This is a genomic window from Pseudanabaena sp. FACHB-1998 (assembly GCF_014696355.1).
In the GTDB taxonomy this organism is placed as follows: Bacteria; Cyanobacteriota; Cyanobacteriia; order Pseudanabaenales; family Pseudanabaenaceae; genus Pseudanabaena.
In genome coordinates this window covers 22,554-41,186 of the sequence record NZ_JACJQA010000027.1, presented here as the reverse complement: position 1 = coordinate 41,186, position 18,633 = coordinate 22,554, and the positions used below count along the sequence as shown (strand labels likewise).

14 protein-coding genes are annotated in these 18,633 nt (G+C 43.4%); 11 read left to right on the top strand and 3 right to left on the bottom strand.

Annotated elements, in window-relative coordinates:
* Window positions 1–55 precede the first annotated feature (55 nt).
* The 3 genes from egtD to H6F42_RS10420 are packed head-to-tail and all read left to right on the top strand — an operon-like array spanning window position 56 to window position 2,997.
* On the top strand, window positions 56–1,069 hold the full coding sequence (gene egtD, locus H6F42_RS10430) for an L-histidine N(alpha)-methyltransferase (RefSeq protein WP_190399294.1): 1,014 nt from the start codon (window positions 56–58) through the stop codon (window positions 1,067–1,069).
* A 57-nt stretch (window positions 1,070–1,126) separates the two neighbouring features.
* Complete coding sequence (ovoA, locus tag H6F42_RS10425; RefSeq protein WP_190399293.1) at window positions 1,127–2,446, top strand: 5-histidylcysteine sulfoxide synthase; 1,320 nt, start codon at window positions 1,127–1,129, stop codon at window positions 2,444–2,446.
* A 59-nt stretch (window positions 2,447–2,505) separates the two neighbouring features.
* Complete coding sequence (locus tag H6F42_RS10420; protein ID WP_190399292.1) at window positions 2,506–2,997, top strand: DUF427 domain-containing protein; 492 nt, start codon at window positions 2,506–2,508, stop codon at window positions 2,995–2,997.
* A 28-nt stretch (window positions 2,998–3,025) separates the two neighbouring features.
* Here H6F42_RS10420 and H6F42_RS10415 read toward each other — a convergent pair whose 3' ends face one another.
* The gene (locus H6F42_RS10415) at window positions 3,026–4,246 is read right to left on the bottom strand and encodes an acetate kinase (protein ID WP_190399291.1); all 1,221 of its coding nucleotides are present in this window, start codon (window positions 4,244–4,246) and stop codon (window positions 3,026–3,028) included.
* A gap of 282 nt (window positions 4,247–4,528) precedes the next feature.
* Window positions 4,529–6,391 (bottom strand): ATP-dependent zinc metalloprotease FtsH, encoded by a 1,863-nt coding sequence (gene ftsH / locus H6F42_RS10410; RefSeq protein WP_190399290.1) that lies wholly within the window; start codon window positions 6,389–6,391, stop codon window positions 4,529–4,531.
* A 205-nt stretch (window positions 6,392–6,596) separates the two neighbouring features.
* Here ftsH and H6F42_RS10405 point away from each other — a divergent pair, with 205 nt between their 5' ends.
* From H6F42_RS10405 to H6F42_RS10370, 8 genes are all read left to right on the top strand, one after another.
* Window positions 6,597–6,851, top strand: a complete 255-nt coding sequence (locus tag H6F42_RS10405; RefSeq protein WP_199288980.1) for a hypothetical protein — start codon at window positions 6,597–6,599, stop codon at window positions 6,849–6,851.
* A gap of 43 nt (window positions 6,852–6,894) precedes the next feature.
* Window positions 6,895–7,476, top strand: coding sequence for a hypothetical protein (locus H6F42_RS10400; RefSeq protein WP_190399289.1), 582 nt, complete (start codon window positions 6,895–6,897; stop codon window positions 7,474–7,476).
* A 50-nt stretch (window positions 7,477–7,526) separates the two neighbouring features.
* Window positions 7,527–8,435, top strand: a complete 909-nt coding sequence (locus H6F42_RS10395) for a DNA polymerase III subunit delta' (protein ID WP_190399492.1) — start codon at window positions 7,527–7,529, stop codon at window positions 8,433–8,435.
* A gap of 319 nt (window positions 8,436–8,754) precedes the next feature.
* Window positions 8,755–9,201, top strand: a complete 447-nt coding sequence (locus tag H6F42_RS10390; RefSeq protein ID WP_190399288.1) for a hypothetical protein — start codon at window positions 8,755–8,757, stop codon at window positions 9,199–9,201.
* A gap of 99 nt (window positions 9,202–9,300) precedes the next feature.
* A complete protein-coding gene (locus tag H6F42_RS10385) occupies window positions 9,301–10,548 on the top strand; it encodes a sulfite exporter TauE/SafE family protein (RefSeq protein ID WP_190399287.1) in 1,248 nt (415 codons plus the stop codon).
* Between the two features lie 1,022 nt (window positions 10,549–11,570).
* Window positions 11,571–12,725, top strand: coding sequence for a DNA polymerase III subunit beta (dnaN, locus tag H6F42_RS10380; RefSeq protein ID WP_190399286.1), 1,155 nt, complete (start codon window positions 11,571–11,573; stop codon window positions 12,723–12,725).
* A 331-nt stretch (window positions 12,726–13,056) separates the two neighbouring features.
* The gene (locus tag H6F42_RS10375) at window positions 13,057–15,138 is read left to right on the top strand and encodes a DUF3769 domain-containing protein (RefSeq protein WP_190399285.1); all 2,082 of its coding nucleotides are present in this window, start codon (window positions 13,057–13,059) and stop codon (window positions 15,136–15,138) included.
* 115 nt (window positions 15,139–15,253) lie between these two features.
* Window positions 15,254–18,175, top strand: a complete 2,922-nt coding sequence (locus H6F42_RS10370; RefSeq protein WP_190399284.1) for a response regulator — start codon at window positions 15,254–15,256, stop codon at window positions 18,173–18,175.
* 85 nt (window positions 18,176–18,260) lie between these two features.
* Here the strand turns inward: H6F42_RS10370 and H6F42_RS10365 are convergent, their stop codons facing one another.
* Window positions 18,261–18,539, bottom strand: a complete 279-nt coding sequence (locus H6F42_RS10365; protein WP_190399283.1) for a hypothetical protein — start codon at window positions 18,537–18,539, stop codon at window positions 18,261–18,263.
* Window positions 18,540–18,633: the final 94 nt, after the last annotated feature.

Below are 18,633 nucleotides of genomic sequence, written 5' to 3'. Positions count from 1 at the left end.
CATCCAAACAAGTTTATTCATCGTATTTACATCAACCATAGGAATTAAGCCGACCATGACAATTAAACATTTAAAAATTTTGCATCAACATAATGCAGACATAAATCAAACCTTTGAGAAGGATGGGCATGATGTGGTGCAGGGATTAACGGGAACTCTCAAAACCCTTTCTCCCAAATATTTTTACGATGATCATGGATCGGAATTATTTGAGCAAATTTGCGAACTTCCCGAATATTATCCAACCCGAACAGAAGCATGGATATTAAATCAATATGCTGACGAAATTGCCGCTATTACAGGTTCCTGTGAGTTAGTGGAATTAGGTAGCGGTAGTTCTACTAAGACCCATTATTTACTAAACGCCTATCAAAAAGTAGCGAATTCCCTAATAACATCAATACCCGATGCCTTTAGTTATATTCCCATTGATGTTAGTGGTGGTATTCTCAAGACGACAGTATTACATTTACAAGAAAAATATCCCGATCTCACCATTGAGGGCTTAATTGGCACTTACGATGAAGCTTTACTTTATCTGGGCAAAAATCACTCGCGATCGCGGATGATTTTCTTTTTAGGTAGTTCCATTGGCAACTTTAACGCAGTAGAATCCAATGAATTCTTAAATAAGGTTTCCCACGCTTTAACTCAAGGTGATTATTTTCTATTGGGAATTGATTTGCAAAAGCCCAAAGATATTCTCGAAGCCGCTTATAACGATAGTCAGGAAGTAACTGCTGCTTTTAATTTGAATATGCTTGCTCATTTGAACTGGCGCTTTCAAGGCAATTTTGATTTAAATCTATTTAAACATCAAGCCATTTATAACGAAATCGATCATCAAATTGAAATGTATCTGCACGCTCAAGCCGATCATCAAGCATCCCTAGATATTCTCGATCTCAAGGTGCAGTTTCAATCAGGTGAAAGCATTCTTACGGAGATTTCGCGTAAGTTTGATTTAGAGAAAATGCAAGTACAGTTGCGATCGCAAGGTTTAGAAACCATCAAAATCTGGACAGATCCTCAACAATGGTTTGGCTTAGTACTTTGTCAAGTTCTCTAGATGACTTTAAAGTGATGCTTCTCACCACTTTAAAAAATATTTTAATTAGGAAAATCTATGCACCCACCTAATCTCCACCATTGCGATCGCCAAGATATTCTTGCCTATTGCCAACAGGCTTGGCAAATCGAAGATCAACTGCTGAAAAGCTTAATTAGTCCCGAAACCTTCTATCTCAATCCTGATCCTTTACGCAATTTATTGATTTTCTATTTAGGACATTCGGCAGTCTTTTACATCAACAAATTAGTCCGAGTCGGATTAATTACAGAACGCATCAATCCCCATTTTGAGAGCCTCTTTGAAATTGGAGTCGATCCCGAAAAGCCCGATGAAATTGAGATTATCTTTGATAATCTGCGTCAAGCTGATGTGATAGAAGTTTGGGCATATCGTCAGCAAGTCTATGACCGAATCAGCGAATTTATCCATAATTTAGCGATCGCTTTGCCTATTAATCAAGAGCATCCGCTTTGGGCGTTAATGATGGCGATCGAACATCAGTATATTCATATTGAAACCTCTTCGATGTTGATTCGCCAATTACCTATGAATAATTTGCAACGTCCTCAAACTTGGGAATATGCCCCCGCGAATGGCTATACCAAACCCAATGAAATGGTTGAAGTTGCAGGAGGAATGGTGCGCTTTGGTAAGCCCCAAGACTCAAATATCTATGGCTGGGATATCGAATATGGCGATCGCACTGTGAATGTAGAGACATTTCAAGCTAGTAAATATTTAATTACCAATGCCGAATTTCTCGATTTTGTCAAAGATGGCGGCTACGAAAATCAAAACTATTGGCATGATTCAGCATGGGCTTGGAAAGTGCAGCATCAGATCAAGCATCCTAAATTCTGGATTCCTGATACTGATGGCTATAAATATCGCGCCATGTTTGATGAAATCGCGATGCCCTTTGATTTTCCTGTGGAAGTTAATCATCATGAAGCGATCGCCTATTGTCAATGGAAAGGAAGTAACATTCGCCTCATGACTGAAGCAGAATACCAGCTGGCGACTTATGGGACTGAGCTAATCTCATCACAGGCTGAAGAAAATTCTGGATTCAATCTCAATTTAAAATTTGCTTCTCCTAGTCCCGTAGGATATCTCGAATCAGCTAAGAGTCCATCGGCTCTCTACGATCTGCGTGGTAATGTTTGGGAATGGCTGAGCAATCATTTAACGCCTCTAAATGGCTACCAACCCCATTATCTCTATGAAAATTATTCCGCACCATATTTCGATACAAAGCATAATATGATGGCTGGCGGCTCATGGATTACCAGTGGAACAGAAGCTTTTCCCTACTATCGCAATTGGTTTCGCCCCAACTTTTACCAACATGCAGGATTTAGAATTGCTACATAGCATTATCATTTTGCATAGGGCAAAATGATAATGCAAAATCTTAAAGATAAATAAATACAATGCTGCAAAGAATCGAACCACAAGCAGGACAAGAATCGGTTTGGGACTATCCCCGTCCCGCCATTTGGCAGGATACTGACAAGCATATTCGCATCATTTGTAATGGTGTGTTGCTAGCCGAGACGACACAAGCTAAGCGAGTACTGGAAACTAGCCATCCGCCTTGCTATTACATTCCTATAGAAGATATCAAAATGGAATATCTGGTCGAGACATCTCGCCGCACTCGCTGCGAATGGAAAGGTATTAGCCAATATTATGATGTGGCGATCGCGGATAAATATATCCAAAATGCGGCTTGGCGATATTCTATCCCGACACCTAGTTTTGTGGAGATTCAAGATTCGCTAAGCTTTTACGGTAGCCTCATGGAGGCTTGCTATGTCAATGAGGAACTAATCACGCCCCAATCTGGTGACTTTTACGGAGGTTGGATTACCTCAGATATTGTGGGTCCGTTTAAGGGCGAAGTCGGTACTTGGGGCTGGTAATAGCCTAGATGCAACGCGATCGCTGCATCTATTTTGGGCTTTGGCGGTATCCATGGCACTCGCAGGCAATCTGCCAATCTTCTTGGGTATGAATTACTAGCACCCTCACCTTTGATTCCTCCGTAGCAATGTCAACATCCCTACCCCTTTGTTGATTTTTGAGATGATCTAGCTGAAGCCCTAAAAATTCAAAGTTTTGACAAGCTGCCGCTCTCACTTCAGGCGAGTTTTCGCCTACGCCAGCCGTAAAAACTAGAGCATCTAAGCCACCTAAACTCGCGATCATTGAGCCAATATGCGATCGCAGGCTATGCACGTAAACATCAAAGGCTAATTGCGCTTGTGAATTACCCTCAGCGATCGCTTGAAGAATGGGGCGCAAGTCTGGCGAAAGCCCTGAAATTCCTAACAAACCAGATTCGCGATTGAGTAAGCGATCGAGCTTTTCCACATCCATATCTGGCTGACGTAATAAATGAATGAGAATACCCGCATCAATGGAACCTGATCGACTACCCATCACCAAGCCCTCAAGGGGAGTAAATCCCATCGTCGTATCAATGCTAAGTCCATTCCGAATGGCGGCTAAAGAACAGCCATTACCGATGTGACAAGTAATCAACCTGAGGTCGGTAACTGGGCGATTGAGCAGCTTTGCAGCGCGATCGCGGCAATATTGATGGCTAATTCCGTGAAATCCATAGCGTCTGATTCCCTGATGGGTATATTTCATGGGAATAGCGTAGGTATAAGCCGCAGGTTCTAAATGAGCATGGAAAGCTGTATCAAATACAGCGATTTGCGGAACATTGACAAATATTTTCTCGGTGGTTTCGATGCCTTCTAAGTTGACGGGATTATGGACTGGTGCAAATACGGCTAACTCGGTGATCGTCTGTTTTACTTCAGCATCAATTAAAATGCTTTGCTGATATTTATTTCCTCCATGCACCACCCGATGTCCAATCACATCAATTTCCGAAGGACTATGAATAACTGCGGTTTCCCCTTCCCACAATGTTGCCAACATTCGTTGAATAATTTCAGTACGCGAATTAGCAACGACTTCTTCCTGTATATTCTTTTCCTGATGCAGTTTAACGGTAATTTCCGCATAGCCCGTATGCTTTGACCAATCGATCATTGCTTCCCAAATTGGCTCTGGTGGATTGTCAGGCAATTGGCTTCCTAAGTCGTAGAGACAACTTTTGAGACTACTTGATCCTGTATTGAGAACCAATATTTTCATTTATTTTTTCCCTAGCCAATTTCATCACCGCTATCGTAATACCAATTCACTAAAGTGTGGTCACACTTTGGTAAATTAACAACCAAACTATAGCTGTAGTCCCTTGCATGAGGACAAAGCAAAACCCAAGAAGCTAGTTGCGGCGCTTTGCGACGCAACTAGCTTCTTGGGTTTGCAGGACTGTCTATATAAATCGAGAAGAATTGACTTTTTTGCCAAAGTTGGGAAAAGACGCAATAAAAAAGCCGTGCTTTGCACGGCTTTTTTATTGGGTTGAGATTGTTATACGTTAACTTCAGCAGGTTTGACTTGAGATAGCAAACCAGTCAGGAACTCACCTTCAATAACTTCTGTTTCTAAGAGCTTTTCAGAGATCGACTCTAGCAAATCACGATTAGCATTGAGAATCGCTAGCGCCTTCGTATGGGCATTTTCAACAATGGTTTTGATTTCCTTGTCGATCGCTTCCGAAGTTGCAGGACTGACATTGCGAGCCATTTCCATACCACCGAGGAATTGATTTTGTTGTTTTTGGTAGGCAAGGGGTCCTAAAACTTCGCTCATACCGTAGCTAGTCACCATCTTGTCCGCCAGATCGGTAGCGCGTTGGAGGTCATTCGATGCACCCGTAGTAATGCTACCGAAGATGATTTCCTCAGCTGATCGCCCACCTAATAAAGTCGCGATTTGAGCTTCGATTTCTTCTTTGCTTAGCAGGAAGCGATCTTCTGTTGGCAATTGCAAGGTGTAGCCGAGAGCCGCCATACCGCGAGGCACGATCGAGATTTTCTCAACTTTGCCACTACTGGAGTTAAGCGCTCCCACTAGGGCATGACCAACTTCGTGATAGGCGACGATGCGCTTCTCGTTCTCATTGAGAACACGGCTCTTCTTTTCTAGACCAGCAACTACACGTTCGACAGCTTCCGCAAAGTCTTCCAGTAAGACAGTTTCGCGTCCAGCACGAGCCGCAAGCAGAGCGGCTTCATTTACGAGGTTAGCAAGGTCAGCACCTGCAAAACCTGAAGTGCGAGTAGCGATCGTTTCGAGGTCAACACTCTTGTCGAGAGTAACTTTTGCGGCATGGATTTTGAGGATTTCTAAACGTCCACTCTTATCGGGGCGATCGACTAATACTTGGCGATCGAAACGACCGGGACGTAACAATGCTTGGTCAAGGGTTTCAGGACGATTAGTTGCGGCAAGAACGATTACTGTCGTTCCATCTACTCCGAAACCATCCATTTCCGTGAGCAATTGGTTGAGCGTTTGTTCACGTTCATCGTTACCACCGTACATACCGCCGCTAGAACGAGCCTTACCGATCGCATCAAGTTCATCAATAAAGATGATACAAGGGGATTGTTTCTTGGCTTGTTCAAACAAATCACGTACTCGTGAAGAACCAACACCGACAAAGAGTTCGACAAATTCCGAGCCAGAGATACTGAAGAAGGGAACGCCTGCTTCACCAGCAACTGCCTTGGCAAGCAAAGTTTTACCTGTTCCGGGGGGGCCAACTAGCAATACGCCTTTAGGAATCTTTGCGCCGATTTTGGTGTATTTCTCAGGAGTCTTTAGGAACTGGACAATTTCTTGAAGTTCTTGCTTGGCTTCATCCACGCCAGCAACATCAGCAAACATGGTTTTGGTAGACTCACCTTCGACATAGACTTTTGCCTTACTCTTGCCAATCTGCAAGCCTCCGGGAGCGCCACCGCCACCGTTACGGCTAAAGAGTTGGAAGATACCCACAAAAATCAATGGGGGAATGACCCAGCTAAGCAATGTGCCGAACCAGCCTGATTTCTGCACAGGTGCAGCGGCAAATTCTACGCCACTCTTTTCGAGGCGTTCGGGGAGATTTAAGTCAAAGATTGGGGTGGTGGAAATAACATCACCGAGAATTTCAGGGGTGACACCCTTTAACTGATAGGTAATCTGGTCTTGACCGATGTATACCCTTGCTACATGACCTTCTTCGATTTCATGAACAAATAAGCTATAGGGAACTCGCGCCACTGGTGGGGCAAATAGATTTGGTAAAAAGATATTTATTATGAGCAATCCTGCACCAATCAGCAACAGCACATTGCCAATCAGTCTTGCACGCGATCGCTTGGGGTCTTCTTTTTTAACAGCCATTTTTTTAACTTTACGTTTTGTTAATGAAGTCATTATAGAAATGTTGCTTTGTAGGCGCTAGACGGTAAACGTAGGGATAGCCGCCTGTATCGCGAGATAGACAAAAGAATAAATGCGATCGCTCTGCACATTCAGTTGGTAACAAATCTAGGTAAAATCTGCATAGTGCCAGTTAAATCTAAGCCAGTTAATTAAACAACTCCCTATGCCAGAAGATAACGTCAACGAACCGCAGACCACTCAAGTGACCAACGAAGAAGCATTTAACGAGGTACTAAAAAGCGTAGAGATCGATCCTGCCTTGCTCGCTGAACTCGGCGAAGTAACCAATAATCCCGAACAGGCGATCGACACAGCGATTCGTCAATGGTTACAGCGTCGAGCCATCAAAGAAGCCGATCGCTCCCGTCCCCTAACGATGAATCCTGTTGTGCCACCACGCGGCGAGTGGAATGACTAGGCAAACAGCACTATAAAGCTTAACAAACTGATCCCAAAAATTTATGAATGAATTTTGGCCGCAAGACAAATTGATCTTGATAATTGGACTGTTTCAGTTTGGACTTATCTTTTTCATGTTCATGATCCTCAGCCTTAGCAAGCGCTATGTCAGCAATGACCATAGCTCTCAGGAATTACCAACCACTGCGATCGCGCCTAATCCCTCCGCAGCAGCAAGTAAGGTAACTAATGGCAATAATTTGCCTACCGCCCCTAACACCCTAACCACTAACGCCATTCTGTCAGCCAATAACGAACTAGCCCCCGAGTCCAATATTCCCACCAACTCCAGCGATCCAGATGTGAGCAATTCATCTTCAGCAATCCCCGATCCTAATTCAGAAACAGTTGCTAATTCTGAAATCGATTCGGCTTACAATGTGACAATTGCCCCAGAATTATTTACTGAACTGCTAGAGATTTCCAATAATCCTGCGGAAATGGTAGATGAAGCAATCCGATGGTGGTTGCGCCGCCGTAATTTAGAATCCTTGGACACCTCCCTCGATCTAGAAAGACGTTATCGCGTCGGTATGCGATCGCCTAATTCAAAAAGATCGCAGCAAGATCTTTGGAATGATTAGTGGTGAATGCTGTTATTAATGAAAATATTAGAACAAGTTCCCCCTTTGAGATGGTGGTCGGTCAGGAACAAGCGATCGCCCTCTTAAAAGCAGCTATTAAACGCGATCGCATCGCCCCAGCCTATTTATTTGCGGGAACGAGTGGGGTAGGACGGAGTAGAACTGCCGCCGCCTTTGCCGAAATTTTGCTAGGCGATCGCAAATCCGCCAATCGACTCAGCGATCGCAATCATCCCGATCTGCTTTGGGTGGAGCCGACCTATTTAGACAAGGGCAAAATGCTTACAGCAAAAGAAGCGGAAGCCGCAGGGCTAAAACGTCGCGCTCTGCCCCAAATTAGAATTGAACAGATCCGCGAAATTAGCGAATTTGTCAGTCGCTCTCCCCTCGAATGCAAGCGATCGGTCGTAATTCTCGAAGAGGCGCAATCAATGGCAGAATCAGCCGCCAATAGTTTGCTCAAAACCCTCGAAGAACCCCTTTATGCCACGATTATCTTGATCGTTCCCGATGCTGGCTCGATTTTGCCAACCTTAGTCTCCCGATGTCAGCGCATTCCTTTTACAAGGCTCAACCAAGCGCAGATGCAAGAAGTGTTAAGCCGTGAAGGACATAGCGAGATTCCGTCTGAAGTTGTGGCTTTAGCGCAGGGTTCGGCAGGTCAGGCGATCGATTCCTTTGAGCGTTTCAAAAGTATTCCCTCCGAATTATTAAGCTCCCTACGCCAAATACCTCAAGACGCAAAGAGTGCGATGGCGATCGCCAAACAAATCACCAAGGAATTAGAAGTCGATTTGCAACTGTGGCTAATCGACTATTTGCAAAATTATTTTTGGGAAAAGCAAAGATCCAAACCAGTTTTGCAACATCTCGACAAGGCGAAAGAACTGATCTCTCGCTATGTGCAGCCTCGCCTAGTCTGGGAGGTAACGTTACTCAAAATAGCTGGCAAAATTTAGCTGAAACAAACTTGCGTAGCAAGTTTGTTTCAGCATTGTTTTTAAAACCCAAAAGGCGAGTGGCGGCGCTTCGTGCCGCCACTCGCCTTTTGGATTTTGATAGCTATATTTGACAGGCTGTCTTTTGACTGTCTGAGCAAATACCGTCATGATGATCGCAGACTAAAATTCAACTCGACTTTGCGGCTAAGCCGCGTAGGGCATTAGCTGTAGCTTTGCCCTTATTTTTCGCGAATATTATCTCTGTCCGAACAAACAGAAAATCGACAATTCCTAATCTAGATTACAAGCCCCCTATTGCCTGTGGAGTTATTAAACCATGATCGAAGTAGCTTCTATTTTATTAAATCTAAATTTAGGGAACTCCCCTCAAATAGATTCCTACAGAGCAATAGAACCAGTTCACATAGCCCATGAGGTCAAAACCTCGCAGAATGTGGGCGGCACTATTCATATTGAGCCTAACGATCACCCTGTAGCTGGCAAAAAAACACGCATCTGGGTTGCGCTCACCAAGCGGGGCGGCGAGATTATTCCCTACGAAAAATGTAATTGTCAAATGGAAGTGCGATCGCTCACAGATCGCAGTATTAGATTTACGGTTAATAATCCTCTATCCATCCTTGATCGTTATTTAGGGTTACCTAGTTTAGAAGTGACATTCCCTCAAGTGGGTAGATACGAACTAAAGTTAAGCGGTTCACCTCTCAATAATCAAGATTTTGCGCCCTTTGAACTAACTTTTACGACAAATGTGGGTCGCTAGGTCTTATACCCAAAATGGCTAGGCCATTTTGGGACTTTAAATCCCTTACTGAATTTGGTTTTCAATCTTAGGCAAGCATCACGCGCTATTATGTGAAGAATGTTAGATTTATTGCTGGTTGCGGCGTTAGGATTTTTGGGCAGTTTCGGTCATTGCGTGGGCATGTGTGGACCTTTAACCGTTGCTTTCTCACTTTCAGGAAAAGATAAGACAGGCAAAGATCCGAACCGCAAAGATCAAGATAATTCGCCAAAACAGGAGCCAAAAGCTTCTCGAACTTGGCAGCAGCATTTATATTTTCATACCTTGCTTAATCTTGGCAGAATCGTGAGCTATGCTCTGACGGGGGCTGCTATTGGCGCGATCGGCTCTGTGCTGGTTGCCAGTGGACAGTTCGCAGGGATAGAGAGCGATTTGCGACGGTGGCTTGCCATTTTGACAGGAATTTTGTTGATCTGGATGGGAATTGCCAATATCAAGCCCGAAGGTTTACCCAATTTACCTTTTTTCAACCCCATGGCGATCGCAGGACTACACCAACGCCTCAGCAATGCGATGATGAAATTATCTTTCCATTCTCATCCGCTTACACCTGCTCTATTGGGAATGACTTGGGGATTGATTCCTTGTGGTTTTCTCTACACTGCCCAACTCAAAGCCGCCGAAACGAGCAGTATCCAAATGGGAGCCTTGACGATGCTCGCCTTTGGGTTGGGAACTTTACCCTCAATGCTAGGCATAGGAGTATTTGCGGGTTTACTGAGCCGCGATCGCCGTAGTCAATTGTTCCGCTTAGGCGGATGGATTACGCTCATTATCGGCATTTTAACGCTGATGCGTACTAGCGATATGGTGGACTACACAGGGCATAGTGGGTTAATTTTGCTAGTTTTAGCCCTTGCTGCACGTCCCCTCAGCCAGATTTCCAAGGCTTTTGCTTTCCTAATGCTCTATCGGCGGGCGATCGGTGTTGGTGCATTTATCCTATCTTTAGCCCATACTTTTCATAAAATTGAGCATACTTTTCAATGGAACTTTGATGCTTTATCTTTTATGATTCCCCAACATCAAATTTCCATTTGGCTAGGGGCGATCGCGATCGCCTTAATGACTCCTGCGGCTCTCACCAGTTCGGATTGGATGGTTGCTAAGTTAGGCAAATATTGGCGCTATTTGCATTTACTATCCTTACCCGCCCTAGTGCTTGCCTCGGCTCACACGATCGCGATCGGCGCAAATTATCTAGGAGGTGTAGACCTGACGCTCAAGAATTGGGTTTTCTCGATCGCTTGTGTTGCAATTACTCTAGTAACTCTCGTAATCCGATTTTTAAATATCCGCAGATAGCGATGGCTATCGCAAACCTCAAGCTCAATTCTCTTACAAAAATCAGAATTAGCAACCATACTTTGTTCTAAATTGTGATCAATCGCGATCGCCATAAAGCTCAAGAATTGCTAATAAGTCTAATAATTAAGCGATCGTCTAAATAATTCACAAAATTAATTTTGTGAATTTAAATCATTTTTATTTATTGAAACCAATTTTAAACATAACTTTTTTATATAGTTTCAATACAAGTAAACATAAAATTTATAAGACTTTTTCTAGGGTTTGATGGCAATTTTTTATCCACATATCCCGATTTTTCGATTTAGCCTGTGGAAAACCTGTGGAAAACTTTAATTTCTTTGTGGAAAAGTCTCTAATATCTGGGGATAACTTGGGGATAAATGTGGAAAACTTTTAATAGGTATTTATACCCTGTGGAAAACTAGTCACTTTTTCCACAGGGTTTTCCACAGGCAAAAAAGTCTAGAAGTATTATTCTATATACTTTTCTTAGAGTTTTCCACATTTTCCACAGCCCCTATTACTACTATTAATAAATTTATTTATTCTTTAAGAGTAATAATTAGTTCAAATGAAAAATTAACGAAAAATAAAATTATTTTTTTGACTTGTAAAAAATGGCAACGATGGTATGATTGGCTTCCACAAATCAAAAAACTAAAGAACCTTCAGTTGCATAGTTTGCTTTAAAGCTTTGTATTTCTAAATTTCGATAATTCAAAAACTTATTTACAAATATTTCATTTTTAAACATCTCTTGTTTTTTTAATATTCTAAAAACCTTTTTAAATTCCTTTTTTCCTTCCTAAAAATTCCTTAAAGTACTTGTTTTCCACAGCTTCTTAGACTTTTCCCCAATGGGTTCTCAAAACTTTTCCAGAGCTGACCAGTCTAAAGCTAGACTTTGCCGAGTTAGTTAAATAATTTCCCTAGGCTGGAAAGTGTCTCCACAATTAGCCATAATCAAGCAATCTCCTTAAATTTCCCAATCAGTTTAGAAAATTTGACCTCAAACTATGCGATTAGTCTGTCCTCAAAACCAACTCGCTGCCAACTTAGCCCTTGTCGGTCGCGCTGTCGCATCCCGTCCCACCCACCCCATCTTGGCAAATATCCGACTAGATGCGGATGGTTCTAGCCAAAGTCTTGGAATGACTGCCTTTGACCTCAACTTGGGGATTCAAGTTTCTTTTCCTGCCCAAGTGGTAGAGGCGGGAGCGATTACCCTGCCTGCTAAGCTGCTCAACGACATTGTTTCACGCCTTCCTGACGAAGACATCACCATCAGCGTAGACAAAGACAACACGATGGTTTCGATTGTGTGTGGCTCTGGGCGCTACCAACTGCATGGGCTACCTGTTGAAGAATTTCCTGAATTGCCTCAAATTGGCGAAGATGGCGAGAGAACCTATCTACCCGTAGAGTCGATGCTGAGTGGTTTGGCTTCGACTTTGTTTGCTACTTCAGCAGACGAAACTAAACGCATTCTCACGGGTGTACATTTGACTGCAAATGCTGATCTCCTCGAATTTGCGGCGACCGATGGACATCGCTTGGCGGTGGTGCAGACGGGATTTTTGGATGCGGATGAGCCGCCTGTTACTGGCGATACCGTATCCACGAATCTAGAGGTTACGATTCCTGCAAGAGCATTGCGCGAACTTGAGCGGATGCTTAATCAACAAACTGAAGGGGCGATCGCGGTGAATTTTGATCGCGCCAACATGATTTTCCAGAGTGCTAATCAAATTTTGATTTCGCGTCTGCTGGATGGCACTTATCCCAACTATCGCCAATTGATCCCGAATCGTTTTGAGCGTCAGGTCACCCTAGAGCGCAAATTATTTTTGTCTGCTCTAGAACGGATTGCGGTACTGGCGGATCAAAAAAATAACATCGTTAAAATTTCCATTGACTCCACGGGGCAAGAAATTTCTCTGTCCGTGGAGGCTCCTGATGTTGCCGCAGGACGTGAATCTCTCCCCGCCCAAGTGTCGGGTGAGGATGTGGAAATTGCCTTTAACGTCAAGTATTTGCTAGATGGGCTCAAGGCTCTACCCAGCAATGAAATTCAACTGCAACTTAATAACCCCACTAGTCCTGCGGTACTTGTCCCCATCGGCGCAACGAAGATGACTTATTTACTCATGCCCGTCCAAATCCGCAATTAAGGGCTAAGCTACAGCTTACATACCGCCTATTGAATCTTTGAGTGGTACAGAAATATTTTTGAAAGCCGCACGAAGTAAGGCTTTCAAAAATATTTCTGAGTTTTCAGTTAGCGTAAAGCGCTGTAACGCTATATTAGTGTCTGCCAGTTCACACCTCACATCACACAATCTAAGTGCTTTTGCAAAATAAATTACCAAAAACCTGTAAAGTTGCGCCCCCTAGGAGCGTAACTTTACGAGTTTTGGTTTGTAATTAATATGGTGCAATCTAGCTAAATATGTTCAGGCTAGCTTTGAATCGCGAGAACAGATCCTGTAGACTTAGTTGCGTATGGACTTTTTACCACCATCTTCATCACAGCCTCCTCGCAACTATGCCGAGGTAAAACAGGTCACTGCGAAGCCTTTGTCGCCATCCTCAGTGTCTAGTGCTGATATGGCTAGATTTTCGACAGAATTGCCCATTGAGGTGCGATCGCAGCTAGAACTTTTTTTTAAAGCTTTGCCTGAGCCTGAGACATTTGCCCGAAAGATTATGGAATTGTCGCCGATCGCTCAGGTTGGTCCCGTTAAGCCTAATAGTTTTCCCAAGCCGAAACCCAACGATCCGCCCCTGCGTGTAACTCCTCCTGTAAGGACAACACCGCCAACGGTTAGTGATCCTGATGGGAAACCAATACTGACGGATTTAACGCCACTGCGGCTTAAGGTTGTAAGCGATCGCCAAGAATATGACATCAATACACAGGTGTTTACCTCCGAGGGTAATGTCGAAATTAATTACAAGAAATCCCAACTAAAAGCCGATCGCGTGCAACTGAATACTAAAACTCAGGAAGTTGTGGCGGAGGGAAATGTCTTTTTTACCCGTGGCGATCAGAAAATACGTGGCACAAAACTAACCTATAACTATGGAGATATAAAAGGGGAACTTCTGAATGCTTCAGGCGCAGTCGATTTAGGTACTATTGTTAACTCAGAAGTATCGCGATCGCCATCAGAACTGGCAACTAACTCGATTACGGTCTCGGTGACAGGTTCAGGCGACTCGGCAGAGGGACAGGTGCGGCGGTTTGGCTTTGTGGCGGAACGCTTAACGATTAATGGCGATACTTGGACAGCCGAAAACTTGCGAGTGACTAATGATCCCTTTAGTCCGCCCGAACTAGAGTTGGTTACCAGTAAAGCCACCTTAACGCCGATTTCTCCTACCCAAAATCGCCTTGATCTCGAATCTCCCACCCTCGTCTTTGATCAAGGATTTTCCTTACCTATTCCTGTCAATACGATTACCTTAGATCGATTTCAGCGCTTTGCCCCGGCACTGGTGGGATTTGATCGCCGCGATCGCGATGGGCTGTTTTATCAACAAAGTTTTGATGTGATTACCCAACCTGATTTAAGCTTTCAGCTATCGCCACAATTGCTCTTACAGAGGGCTTTTTCTAGCCAAAAGGGATTATTAGGCTTTGATATATTGGGGGTCGTTGCAACTTTAAATGGAGCCTTTGATAACGGACAGAGGTTATCGGCAAGGGCTAGTTTTTCGGGGCTAGATTTCTCAAAAATTGATTCTCTGTTGAGGTTTAATGCTAGCTATGAAATCCCTGCTTTCGGTGACTATACCTTGCTCTCTCAATACGCCTTTCGCGATCGCGTATTCAATGGTTCGTTAGGCTTTCAAGATGTCAATAATATATTTGGATCAACCCTGATTTCTCCCAAATATGTACTCGGAGATTCGCAAATTTCTTTTAATTATCAATTAGCGGCTCAGGTCATTGGCGCAGTGCGCGACGATCTGCAACCTAGTACGGTCGGGACTTTGGTTCGTTTGCAAAGTGCCGCTGTCTTGAACCGCGTTTTTCCTTTACTGAGGGGGACACCTGCTCCTGCTGAGCGCGAATCGGGGCTTCGCTTTTCACCAAAAACTATTGTTCCTAAATTAGATGCTTTTGTATCGGTGCAGGGGGTTAATTCTTTCTATTCTAATGGGGCTAATCAATCGACTTTATTTGGAACTTTGGGATTATCAGGAGAAGTGGGGAACTTTGCGAAGGATTTTCTCGATTACACAGGTTTTACGGTCAGTTATACCCAAGCCTTTTCTAGTGGGCGATCCCCCTTTATATTTGATCGGATTGCGGATACTCGGGCGTTGACCGCAGGGATTGTGCAGCAAATTTATGGACCAATTCGTTTGGGCATTCAGCAAAGTTGGAGTTTGGATACGGGTAACTTGTTTGATTCGGTTTATTCTTTGGAATATGCTAGACGCACTTACTCGCTGTTAATTCGCTATAATCCAAATCAAGGTTTGGGTGAATTATTGTTTCGGATTAGTGACTTTAATTGGACTCGTCCGCCTGCTAATGTCACGACTGTGGAAAATGGAGTAGAGCAAAGAAATTAGAGTTTACTAGAGCAATTTCGCTAAAAAGTAAAAGATTGTCTTGCTTTTTCAGGAACATCCCCAAAGTAATGCAACATATTAGATATATAGTTACGGATAAGCTATAAGTTCTCCCATGACGAATCAACTTGCAAATCCCCTCATCACCCTGTTGATTGTCGATGACTCTGAAAGCGATCGCCAAACTTATATGCGCTTTCTGAAATCGGAGGAATATCGCACCTATCAATTTATCGAAACCGAAACCTTAGAGGATAGTCTGGAAATATACCGATCGCAGCCACTGGATATGGTACTGCTGGATCTGAATTTACCCGATGGCAATGGATTAGAATTTCTCGAAGAAATTCGTAGAGTGCGTGTAGGTCGTAAATTGCCTGTGATCATGCTTACAGGGCAAGGGGATGAAAAAATAGCGGTACGCGCCATGAAGTTGGGGGCGGCTGATTACTTAGTTAAAGATGCGGTTACGGCGACCTTACTCAATACGACCGTTAAGCAAATCCTCCATGAAGTGGAGTTAGGTTTACATCTTTCGCGATCGCAGCAACAGCTAGCGGAGGTATATCAATCACTACAGGATTTAAATGCCTCCCTAGAGCAGAAGGTGGAAGAACGCACCAGAGAGTTCGCCGCTAGGGAAGCGGAGAGTCGCGCTATTTTAGAAGCTATTCCCGATCTAATGTTTCGGATTGGAGCGAATCTCGTTTATCGACAAGTAATTACTTCGAGACCGCAAATAGAGCTATTTGCAGATAACTTTGATGTTATTGGTCATTCTATTTCAGATATATTATCGCCAGAGCTAGCTCAAAGGCAACATCACTACATGCAGCAAGCTTTGCAGACAGGTGAATTACAGGTGTTTGAGCAGCAAGTCACAATCGGCGATCGCCTTCAATACGAAGAAGTCCGAATTATCAAAAGTGGTGAGGATGAAGCTATTTTTATGATTCGTGACATTAGCGATCGCAAACTTGCCGAACTCAAACTCAGACAACTCAATCAAGAATTAGAAGATCGAGTCGAACAGAGAACAGCCGCTTTAAAGCTAAGTGAAAGTCGCTTACAAGAATCTCAACAGATTGCCCGATTGGGAAATTGGGAGATGGATGTAGTTACAGGGAAGATTGAATGTTCTCCTGAATTGTATAATATTTTTAAAATTAAACCCGAAGGGAAAGAATTATCCTACGAGATCCTCGCTTCTTATTATGCATCTCCAGACTATCAAGTTCGCCATGAGTTAGTTACTCGCGCCATTCGCTATGGGGAATCTTATCAAAGCGATTTTCAGATAATCCGAGCAGATGGCACGATGGGTTATATCTTTTCTAAGGCAAAACCAGTGCTGAATGAGGCGGGTCAGGTGACGCACTTAGTGGGCATTTCGATGGATATCAGCGATCGTAAATTAGCGGAAATTTCATTACAAGAATCCCGTAAGTTTATTCAAACAGTCATCGATACGATTCCCATTCCTTTGTTTTGGAAGGATCGAAATTCTATCTATTTAGGTTGTAATGCCCAGTTTGCCTCAATTTTTAGTTTGGATTCCACTGATGCGATGATTGGCAAAAATGATTTTGAGCTTTCTGCCACCGAAATTGAAGCGATCGCCTATCGTAACGATGATCGCGAGGTAATGGAATCAGGAAAATCAAAATTAAGTATAGTGGAAACCCTTACCCTACCCGATGGTAAACAGATTTGGTTAGAAACCCACAAATCTCCCCTGCGAGACTGGGCAAATAATGTGATTGGCGTGGTAGCCATGTTTCAGGATATTACCAGCCGTAAGCTTGCAGAAATTCAATTACAACAATCCAATGAGCAACTCCTTCATGCCACTAAGCTCAAGGACGAATTTCTCGCCAATATGAGCCATGAACTTCGCACACCGCTCAATTCCATTTTGGGAATGTCTGAGATTCTACTAGAGCAGATTTTTGGCGAGTTGAATCCTAAACAAAAAAAGACGATTAGTACAATCCAAAAAAGTGGCGAACATCTGTTATCACTGATTAACGATATTCTCGATCTATCAAAAATTTCCTCAGGCACGATGGAGCTTAATATTGAGCCTGTTTCCGTGAAAGTTCTCTGTCAGTCCAGCATCGTCTTTGTGCAGCAGCAAGCTTTTCAGAAAAAAATTAAAGTTTCTTATAATATTCCCAGTGATATCAACAATATCCATGTCGAAGAGCGGCGTATTCGACAGGTGTTAATTAATTTACTGACTAATGCCGTCAAATTTACCCCTAGCCAAGGAAAGATTAAGCTGCTAGTAGCCGTTGGTTGCGGCAATATCTGGCAAGGTGAAGCGACGATTCCACAGATTTGTAAACTTCAGCGATCGCCAATGATCTTGTTTCAAGTTGTCGATACGGGGATTGGCATTGCGGCAAAGAATTTACAACGCCTCTTTCAACCTTTTGTGCAAGTAGATAGCGCCCTCAACCGTGAATATGAAGGTACTGGCTTGGGATTAGCGCTAGTTAAAAAAATTACTGAACTTCATGGTGGGCTAGTTACGGCGGAGAGCGAAGTTGATAAAGGGAGTTGTTTTACGGTAGCTCTTCCCTATGAAATTGATTCTATGAGTTACAATTTCTCACCTATCGCCCCCAATCCTTTACCTGAATCTGCTTCAATTAGTGCGGCGACGGGAGCGATCGCGCCACTTATTTTACTTGCCGAAGATAATGAGATCAATATCGAAACCTTTAATGATTATCTCTTGGCTTTTAATTACCGTGTCATTATCGCCAGAGATGGGGAAGAGGCTGTGGCTATGGCAAAAGAACATCTGCCAGATATTATCCTGATGGATATTCAAATGCCTCAGATGGATGGACTTCAAGCGATCCGCTTGATCCGTGCAGATGTAAGGATTGCGGCAATTCCGATTATTGCGCTAACTGCTTTAGTCATGAATGGCGATCGCGAGATATGTCTAGCCGCAGGAGCTAATGAATATCTTGCTAAACCCGTGAAGCTTTTACAGCTTAACGCTTTAATACAGAAGTTTTTATAGCTCTATCTGTTGCCATTCTTTTTAGAACACAAAACCAGAAGACGAGTTGCGGCGCGAAGCGCCGCAACTCGTCTTCTGGTTTTGATTAGGAGGCGCGAGCCACGAAGCGATCGCTAGAATTTGGATGGCTTACTACCTCAAAAGAGTGATGTTTCCATGTCCGAGAGTTTAAAAAAGTTGGTAATTCAACAGTGCTTAGCGAATTATTGCTGGCAAGGGATAATTGTGGAGATGGTGAGTCTCTAGTAAATTCCTCTGAATCTTCTTCTAGTTCGCTCAAAATCTGTAAAGCTAGATGGAGATGAGCTTCTAGATATTTGATGCGATTTTGTAAGGCTTCAATGGTCGCGTCTGGTGTACTCATAACATAACCTCCATCAGTTAGCTAAAACTGATCTTTTTTCAATCCAAATCTATGAGACAGAGTCTACTTCGCTATAACCTAGATCATCCTCCTA

Coding starts and splice junctions, on each gene's coding strand:
- egtD (WP_190399294.1), top strand. CDS start 56: ATGACAATTAAACATTTAAAAATTTTGCATCAACATAATGCAGACATA.
- ovoA (WP_190399293.1), top strand. CDS start 1,127: ATGCACCCACCTAATCTCCACCATTGCGATCGCCAAGATATTCTTGCC.
- H6F42_RS10420 (WP_190399292.1), top strand. CDS start 2,506: ATGCTGCAAAGAATCGAACCACAAGCAGGACAAGAATCGGTTTGGGAC.
- H6F42_RS10415 (WP_190399291.1), bottom strand. CDS start 4,246: ATGAAAATATTGGTTCTCAATACAGGATCAAGTAGTCTCAAAAGTTGT.
- ftsH (WP_190399290.1), bottom strand. CDS start 6,391: ATGGCTGTTAAAAAAGAAGACCCCAAGCGATCGCGTGCAAGACTGATT.
- H6F42_RS10405 (WP_199288980.1), top strand. CDS start 6,597: ATGCCAGAAGATAACGTCAACGAACCGCAGACCACTCAAGTGACCAAC.
- H6F42_RS10400 (WP_190399289.1), top strand. CDS start 6,895: ATGAATGAATTTTGGCCGCAAGACAAATTGATCTTGATAATTGGACTG.
- H6F42_RS10395 (WP_190399492.1), top strand. CDS start 7,527: ATGGTGGTCGGTCAGGAACAAGCGATCGCCCTCTTAAAAGCAGCTATT.
- H6F42_RS10390 (WP_190399288.1), top strand. CDS start 8,755: ATGATCGAAGTAGCTTCTATTTTATTAAATCTAAATTTAGGGAACTCC.
- H6F42_RS10385 (WP_190399287.1), top strand. CDS start 9,301: ATGTTAGATTTATTGCTGGTTGCGGCGTTAGGATTTTTGGGCAGTTTC.
- dnaN (WP_190399286.1), top strand. CDS start 11,571: ATGCGATTAGTCTGTCCTCAAAACCAACTCGCTGCCAACTTAGCCCTT.
- H6F42_RS10375 (WP_190399285.1), top strand. CDS start 13,057: ATGGACTTTTTACCACCATCTTCATCACAGCCTCCTCGCAACTATGCC.
- H6F42_RS10370 (WP_190399284.1), top strand. CDS start 15,254: ATGACGAATCAACTTGCAAATCCCCTCATCACCCTGTTGATTGTCGAT.
- H6F42_RS10365 (WP_190399283.1), bottom strand. CDS start 18,539: ATGAGTACACCAGACGCGACCATTGAAGCCTTACAAAATCGCATCAAA.